We start from the raw sequence: 6634 nt of genomic DNA on the forward strand, positions 1-6634 counted from the left end.
AGGAGAGCGAGTCGCGGACCGTGGGGATGAAGTCGTTCGGGTCGTAGCCCGGCGTAGAGTCCACCAGCGGCTGCAGATCGGTGAGCCAGCCGTTCTGCGCCCACTGCGGGGTCTCGTAGTTCGAGATCATCACGACGTCGAACTCACCGCCGCCGGTCGCCACACTCGCGGTGATCTTCGCCCGCGCCTCGTTCTCGGACAGCGAGACGAACCGCATCCGGATCCCGGGGTTCTCCGCCTCGAACTGCGGCGAGAGCTTGATCGCGTCCTTCATCTGCGAGTTGGACACGATCGCGACGGTCACCGTCTGCACCCCGGCGTCGCCGCCGAGTGCGCCGGCGCCGGAGCAGCCCGCGACCGCGCCGAGCAGCGCGACGGCGAGCAGGGCCAGCAGGGCCGACCGCCGTGCCCTCGGCGTGCGCTGCGGGCTCCGGGGGCTCCCGGGCCCCGCCGCCCCGTCCGGTGCGCTGCGTCGCACGCCGCCTCCCCGAGCCGCCGGTCCGATACCGTGCATGAGTGACGTGGTTCACGCTCTCGTCACATCGGGCGACGGTAGAACCGCGCGCCGTGCACGCGCAAGCGCTTGACTGAACTCCGCGCACCGATTCCGATGACGACCTCCCGGCCGCCCCCGGGCGGTCCTCCGGCCCCGGACGGCCTGCGTCGGGGCATCATCTCCACGGCGGGTGGCGGGAACGACGCGGTGCGGGAGGTCCAGCGGTGGTCACGATGGCCGATGTCGCTCGCCGGGCCGGCGTCTCCACCGCGACCGTCTCGCACGTCCTCAACAACACCCGCGCGGTCAGCGAGGACACCCGGGCGGCCGTGCTCGCGGCCGTCGAGGAGACCGAGTACACCCCGAACACCGTCGCCCGCTCGCTGGCCACCTCGCGGACGACCACCGTCGGCCTCGTCCTCTCCGCGATCTCGAACCCCTACTTCGGCGAGCTGCTCTCCGCGGCCGAGCAGGCGGCCGCGGCCGCGGGCTACACGCTGCTGCTCGTCGACCCGCACGAGGACCCCGAGTACGAGCGCACCGTCGTCGCCCGCCTGCACCACCACCGCGTCGACGGCGTGGTCCTCGCCCCGTCCGCGCACCCCGAGGCGGCGCTGGAGTACCTCGCCCGCCAGGAGGTCCCGACGGTGTTGCTGGACCGGTTGATCCGGCGGGGCCTCGCGGCCCGACTCGACCAGGTCGGCAGCGAGAACCGGTCGGCCACCGCGACCCTCACCACGCATCTGGTGGAGCACGGCCACCGCCGGATCGCGCTCGTCGCCGGACTGGCCGGGCTCGCCACCACCGAGGAGCGGCGGGCGGGCTTCGTGCAGGCGCTCGACGCGGCCGGCATCACCCGCGACCCGGGGCTCGAGGTCTCCGGGGAGTCGGCCACGGAGCCGGCGCGGACCGCGATGGCCAAGCTGCTGGCGCGGCCCGAGCCGCCCACGGCCGTCGTCGTCGGGAACAACAGCATGACGATCGGCGTGATCGCCGCGCTGCGCGACGCGGGCGCGCGCGTGCCCGACGACGTCGCCGTGGTCGCCTTCGACGACTTCGCCTGGGCGGACCTGTTCGCCCCGCGGCTCACCGTGATGGCACAGCCGTTCGCGCAGATCGCGACCGAGGCGGTGCGGCTGCTGCTGCGGCGCCGGGAGCGGGCCGACGCGCCCGTGGAGGTGCTGCGCCTGCCCCCGTCGTTCGTGGTGCGGGAGTCCTGTGGGTGCGCTCCGCGCTTGTGAGCCCTATCGGCGTGCTCCCTGTGATGGTGCTACAGCCCCCGGAAGTGCTCACATGGGCGCATGCCCACCTACGTCGTCGGCGTCGACTCCTCCACCCAGGCCACCAAGGTCGTCGTCGTCGATCCGGCGGACGGCTCCGTCGTGCGCGAGGCCCGCCGCGCCCACCCCGAGGGCACCGAGGTGGACCCCCGGGCCTGGTGGACCGCGCTGCAGGAGGCGCTCGGCGAGGTCGGTACCGACGACGTCGCGGCGATCGCCGTCGCCGGCCAGCAGCACGGCATGGTGCTCTGCGACTCCGACGGCGAGCCGGTCCGCGACGCGCTGCTGTGGAACGACACCCGCTCGGCCGACGCCGCGCACGACCTCGTCGCCGAGTTCGGCGGACCGCAGGCGTGGGCCGACGCGGTGGGCACGGTCCCGGTCGCGAGCATCACCGCCACCAAGCTGCGCTGGACCGCGCGCCACGAGCCCGAGGTCGCGGAGCGCGCCCGCTCGGTGCTGCTCCCCCACGACTGGCTGACCCGCAAGCTGCGCGGCGACGACGCCGAGGCGGTGACCGACCGCGGGGACGCGTCGGGCACCGGCTACTGGTCCCCGCACGAGGAGCGCTACCGGCCCGACCTGCTCGAGCTCGCCTTCGGGCGCGCCCTCGACCTCCCGCGGGTGGCGGGCCCCGGCGAGGCGACGGGCCGGGGCACGGGCCCGGCGGAGGGCCTCGTCGTCGGCCCCGGCACCGGCGACAACATGGGCGCGGCGCTGGCGATCGGGGCCGCACCGGGCGAGCTCATCGTCTCCCTCGGGACCTCGGGCACCGTGTTCGCCTCCGCCGAGAAGCCCACCGCCGACCCGTCGGGGTTCGTGGCGGGCTTCGCCGACGCGCGGGGCCGCTACCTGCCGCTGGTGTGCACCCTCAACGCGGCGCGGGTGCTCGGGGTGGGCGCGGCGCTGCTGGGCGTGGATTCCGACGCCTTCGACGACCTGGCCCTGGCCGCCGCGCCGGGCGCCGGCGGGCTGGTGCTCGTGCCGTACCTCGAGGGCGAGCGCACGCCCGACCGACCGGACGCGACGGGCACGCTGACCGGGCTCACCGGCGCGAACGGCACCCGCGAGAACCTGGCCCGCGCCGCCGTCGAGGGCATGCTCTGCGGGCTCGCCGCCGGGGTCGACGCGCTGTCGGACGTCGGCGTGCCCGGCGAGCGGGTGCTGCTGATCGGCGGCGGCAGCCGGTCCCGGGCGGTGGCGGCCGTCGCCCCGGCCGTGTTCGGGATGGGCGTCGAGGTCCTGGCCCCGGAGGAGTACGTCGCCCTCGGCGCCGCCCGGCAGGCCGCCTGGGCCCTGCACGGCGAGGAGCCGACGTGGCGGATCGGGCGCGACGCGGTCGTCGAGGCCTCGGACGCCGACCGGGAGGCGGCGCGCTCGGTCCGCGCGGCGTACGCGGCGGCGGCGGGGTGATGGCGACCGGACCGCTGCCCCTCACCGAGGACGACCTCGCCGAACCCGGGCTCATATCCCCCGGCGCCATGCGCACCCGCGGCTCGGTCCCTCCCGACGTCGTGCTGTGCTTCTTCCCCGAGGCGATGGCGGCGTACGCCGAGCACGCCCGGGAGGCCGCGGTCCTGCACTCCGAGAACGGCCGCTCCCCGGTGCTGGCGGTGACGCGGCCCGACGGGACCGAGGTCGGCGTCGTGCACCCGGGCGTCGGGGCGCCGATGGCGGCGGCCACCCTCGAGGAGCTCATCGCGCTCGGCGGGCGGCGGTTCACCGCGGTCGGCGGGGCGGGGGTGCTGGTCCCGGAGCTGGTGCTCGGGCACGCGGTCGTCGTGGACTCCGCGCTCCGCGACGAGGGCACGTCCTTCCACTACCTGGCACCGGGGCGCACCGTCGACGCGGACCCGGAGGGGGTCGCCGCCCTCGCCGGGCGGCTGCACACCGCGGACGTCGCCCACACCGTCGGGCGGACCTGGACCACCGACGCGGTCTACCGCGAGACCCGCGCGCGCACCGACCGCCGCCGCGACGAGGGGTGCCTGACCGTGGAGATGGAGGCCGCGGCGCTCATCGCGGTGGCGCGCTTCCGGGGCGTCGCGTTCGCGCAGGTGCTCTTCGCCGGCGACTCGCTCGCGGGCGAGGAGTGGGACCACCGGCGCTGGACCACGGCCCGCGCGGCGCGGCGGGCGCTGGTGGACGTCGTGGTGGGGGTCAGTCCCCCGTGACGAGCGTGAGCCCCATCGAGGCGAGCACCGGGGCGAGCGGCTGGAAGTAGGTGGTGCCCCCGGCCCTGCAGTCGCCGGTGCCGCCCGAGAGCGTGCCCTGGGCCTGGGCGGAGTCGGGAGTGACGAAGGGGCCGCCGGAGTCGCCGGCCTCGGCGCACACGGTCGTCTGGGTCAGGCCGGTGATGACGGTGCCGCTGCCGTAGTTGACCGTGACGTCGGTGGCCTGGACCGTGCCGCAGTGGTAGCCCGAGGTCGACCCGGAGCGGCAGACCGCGCTGCCCGAGGAGGCCACGGTGGCGCCGGTGACGGTCGGCCCGCCCTGGACCCGCCCGCTCCCACGCCAGGTCGTGGTGCCGCTGACCTGGACGATCCCGTAGTCGTGGCCGGGGTACTCGGTGCGGACCGCGGTGCCGATCGGGGTCCGGCCCGGCCCGGCCCAGCTGCGGCCCTCGGCGGTGCAGTGGCCCGCGGTGAGCAGGTAGGTCGTGGTGCCGCGGCGCGCGGAGAAGCCGTCGGAGCAGCGGGTTCCGCTCGTCGTGATCGCGGTGCCGCCGATCAGCGGGGCCGGGGTGGCCGGTGCCGGACCGGGCTCGGCGAGGAGCCGGATCGGGGCCGACATCGGCTGCAGGCGGACCGCCCCGGGTTCGGCGTCGGCGGCGAACTCCCGCGCGGCGGGGGTGGCCGGTCCGACGACGGCGACGACGGTCTGGTGGGTCGCCGGGTCCACCCACCAGGCCGTCACGTTCGCCGGGACCGCGGCGCTGCGGGCGTCCAGGCGCTCCTTCGCCGCCCGCCCGACGCGCGGTTCGACGGGCATCGACCGCGTCGTCGAGCCCGGGGTCGGCGTCGGGGCCGGGGTCGGGGGTTCCGCCGCGGCCGGGACACCGAGGGCGACGACGGCGGCGAGGGTCGCGAGCGCCACCGCGAGCGCGCGGGTCCGACGACGCGGGGCAGAGCAGCGCACGCGAGGGCTCCGTGGGGGGTCACAAGCACCAACTGGCTAGCCCGGTCAGCGTAGAAGCCGGCTCGTCCCGGGGCGGGTGTCGTGACCCGGACGGATGACCTGCCCGTCCTGATCCCCATCTCGGCGGCAGAGTGCTCACACAGCGAGCACCCGGCCGCCGACCTCCTGGTCATCGTCGTCGTCGGCTCACTTCGTGCCCGGCCCCGCGTCGCGCAGACGCGTGACCGTGAGGCCCTGCGGGCCCTTCGCGGCGACGACCCCGACCCGGTCGTCCACGGCGACCGCCGACGGCTGGCTCGCGGCCTTCTGCTTGCGGACCTTCGAGGTCGGCGTGAACGCGTAGGTCGCGGTGAAGCCGTCGGTGCTGCGGACGGTCACGGACGTCGGGGACGCGGCGGTGACGACCCCACGCTGGACGTCGACGGTGCGGTCGCCGCCCTTGCCGTGCAGGACGACCTCGCCGTGCTCGGCCCGCTGCGCGAGGGCGCGGTGCTCCGCGGGGTGCTTCGCGGCCGGCGCGGGTGCCGACGACGAGGGCGCGGGCGGGGTGGGTGTGGCGGTGTCCGCGAGGGCCACCGCCGTCCCACCTCCGGCGAGGGCGACGACGACGGCCGCGACGAGCGCGGGACGGGCCCACGAGATGCGCATGGTGTCCTCCTGTTTCGCTGACGACGCCGGGCGCGGCGGTCGTTCTCGTGCCGTCGATCCGCCCGACACGACTCGACACTAGGAACGGGACGCGGGAGCGCGGTGAATCCGGCGGGACCGCGCGCGAGGCGTTCAGCGAATCGTCAGGAAGGCCGGGGAAATAGTTCCCGCGACGTCGCCGGGGGCGCCCAGGTGGGCTCGGCTATCGTGTCGCCGTGTCAGATCGCTGGGACCCGCGTCCGCGTGGGCGAGGTCCGTCGCGGTCCGCCGCGCCCCCGCGTCCGGCGTCGCCCCCGCCCTCGGCACCCGGTCGCTCCGGGCGCGGACCGTCCCGCTGGTCGACCGGCTCGCGGTCGTCGGCCCCCCGGGTCAGCAGCTCCGCACGCCCCCCGCGCCCTCGCCAGAGCGGCACCTTCGCCATCGGCCCGGGGTATCCGTGGCCGGTCGTCGCGGTCGCCGCGGTCGTCGTCACCGGCCTGCTCGCCTGGCTGCTCCTGCACCGCGCGGGCCTGCTCGGGCTGATGTTCCCGGTCGGCTACCTCGTGGTGTGCATGCTCGGCGTCGCCATGGTCCGGGCCGAGGCGGTGGTGGTCCCCGCCCTCGCTCCCCCGGTGATCGCGTTCCTCGGGCTGGTCATCGCGGCGATCATCGCCGGGGACACCGCGAGCAGCACACTGTTCCTGCTCGGTGTCTTCGCCCCGCTCGCGGAATTGTTCTGGTGGCAGCTCGTCGCGACGGTCGCGTGCCTCGTCGTGGGATTCCTGCGATTCCGTCAGGTTCGCCCGGGTGCGTCGCCGCTCGGGGCACTGCGCGGCGCGGGGGCCGCCTGATGCCGGGCCCGCCGCGGGGCGAGGGGCCGCCCGGGGGCTTCCGGATGCCCCGCCGCGGCGACACCCGCCGGGACGGCGGCGCGCCCCGCCCCGACGCCGGCGGCTCGCCTCGGCCGGCGCCCCCGGAGCGCGCCGGTGCACCACGGCCGGCGCCCCCCGAGGGCGGCGGCCCCCGGCCGGGTGCGGCACCCGGCGGACGGCCACCTCCCGCGCCGGGACGACCCGACGCCCGTCGGGCCGGT

The 6634-nt window shown here is 76.5% G+C and carries 7 protein-coding genes; 4 read left to right on the plus strand and 3 right to left on the minus strand.

What is annotated here, in order from left to right:
• Positions 1–478, minus strand: a 478-nt coding sequence (locus AC0CYZ_RS09805) for an extracellular solute-binding protein (RefSeq protein ID WP_472214711.1), incomplete at its 3' end; no start/stop codon positions are given.
• Between the two features lie 251 nt (positions 479–729).
• On the opposite strand from AC0CYZ_RS09805, the gene AC0CYZ_RS09810 reads away from it, so the two are divergent.
• Genes AC0CYZ_RS09810 through AC0CYZ_RS09820 form a run of 3 tightly spaced genes read left to right on the plus strand, consistent with a single transcriptional unit; the run spans position 730 to position 3950 of the window.
• Entirely contained in the window at positions 730–1737 is a 1008-nt protein-coding gene (locus AC0CYZ_RS09810) for a LacI family DNA-binding transcriptional regulator (protein WP_472214713.1), read from the plus strand.
• A 60-nt stretch (positions 1738–1797) separates the two neighbouring features.
• Entirely contained in the window at positions 1798–3189 is a 1392-nt protein-coding gene (gene xylB / locus AC0CYZ_RS09815; protein WP_472214715.1) for a xylulokinase, read from the plus strand.
• Entirely contained in the window at positions 3189–3950 is a 762-nt protein-coding gene (locus tag AC0CYZ_RS09820; RefSeq protein ID WP_472214717.1) for a nucleoside phosphorylase, read from the plus strand. Before xylB ends, AC0CYZ_RS09820 begins: the two co-directional genes overlap by 1 nt.
• Here the strand turns inward: AC0CYZ_RS09820 and AC0CYZ_RS09825 are convergent.
• A complete protein-coding gene (locus tag AC0CYZ_RS09825) occupies positions 3937–4914 on the minus strand; it encodes a S1 family peptidase (protein WP_472214720.1) in 978 nt (325 codons plus the stop codon). The two genes, AC0CYZ_RS09820 and AC0CYZ_RS09825, sit on opposite strands and share 14 nt — an antisense overlap.
• A 186-nt stretch (positions 4915–5100) precedes the next feature.
• Positions 5101–5562: a hypothetical protein gene (locus AC0CYZ_RS09830; RefSeq protein WP_472214722.1), complete on the minus strand. Its 462-nt coding sequence runs from the start codon at positions 5560–5562 to the stop codon at positions 5101–5103.
• Positions 5563–5777: 215 nt separating this feature from the next.
• Here AC0CYZ_RS09830 and AC0CYZ_RS09835 point away from each other — a divergent pair, with 215 nt between their 5' ends.
• A complete protein-coding gene (locus AC0CYZ_RS09835) occupies positions 5778–6392 on the plus strand; it encodes a DUF6542 domain-containing protein (RefSeq protein ID WP_472214725.1) in 615 nt (204 codons plus the stop codon).
• The last annotated feature ends 242 nt before the right edge of the window (positions 6393–6634 follow it).

The sequence above is a fragment of the Actinomycetospora sp. genome, from assembly GCF_055612215.1.

Bases quoted from the DNA above. Each gene is read 5' to 3' on its own strand.
- AC0CYZ_RS09810 (WP_472214713.1), top strand. From the start codon at position 730: ATGGCCGATGTCGCTCGCCGGGCCGGCGTCTCCACCGCGACCGTCTCG.
- AC0CYZ_RS09830 (WP_472214722.1), bottom strand. From the start codon at position 5,562: ATGCGCATCTCGTGGGCCCGTCCCGCGCTCGTCGCGGCCGTCGTCGTC.
- AC0CYZ_RS09820 (WP_472214717.1), top strand. From the start codon at position 3,189: ATGGCGACCGGACCGCTGCCCCTCACCGAGGACGACCTCGCCGAACCC.
- xylB (WP_472214715.1), top strand. From the start codon at position 1,798: ATGCCCACCTACGTCGTCGGCGTCGACTCCTCCACCCAGGCCACCAAG.